General features: G+C 55.4%; 1 protein-coding gene. It reads right to left on the bottom strand.

The window, feature by feature from the left end; genetic code table 11:
- Window positions 1-384 (bottom strand): VRR-NUC domain-containing protein (locus BHC62_RS04690; protein WP_143007487.1); only part of this gene is annotated, 384 nt, incomplete at its 3' end.
- Window positions 385-426 lie beyond the last annotated feature (42 nt).

The raw sequence follows: 426 nt of genomic DNA, 5'->3' as shown, positions 1-426 counted from the left end.
AGCGATGGCTGCGGCCCAGCCAAGCTGCGCCACTGGCACGTTGGACTGCTGATTTTCCTGGCTACAGTCACATTCGGTGGATGTCATCTCAACGACCTTATTTTTGTTGCCTGCTATGTTTGCATAATCCTGCGCCTGCTCCACTTTCGGAGGGTCAGGTGGAAACTTCATCTCCACCACTTGCTTAATATTGTCCTGAGTTGGCGGCTTGCTGGCGTCCTTGACGATCACTACATCGGGCCGGCGAATCATCCCTTTCCCGGCCTTGAACGGTGGATGTTCTGGGTCTTCATTCCAGTACTTGTTGATCCAGCCCGGTATCCAGCGATGAGGGCTGGTCCCTGTTTGACTGTCGAGGATTGGCTGTGGTGGACGCTTGGTCATGTCGTAACTGACCTCGGCCCTATACGGACTGCGCCCCTGGAG

Origin of the sequence: Pseudomonas sp. 06C 126 (assembly GCF_001855215.1) — a bacterium.
GTDB classification, from domain to species: Bacteria; Pseudomonadota; Gammaproteobacteria; order Pseudomonadales; family Pseudomonadaceae; genus Aquipseudomonas; species Aquipseudomonas proteolytica.
The sequence above is the reverse complement of the archived record's forward strand: the minus strand, read 5'-3'. Positions and strand labels throughout refer to the sequence as shown.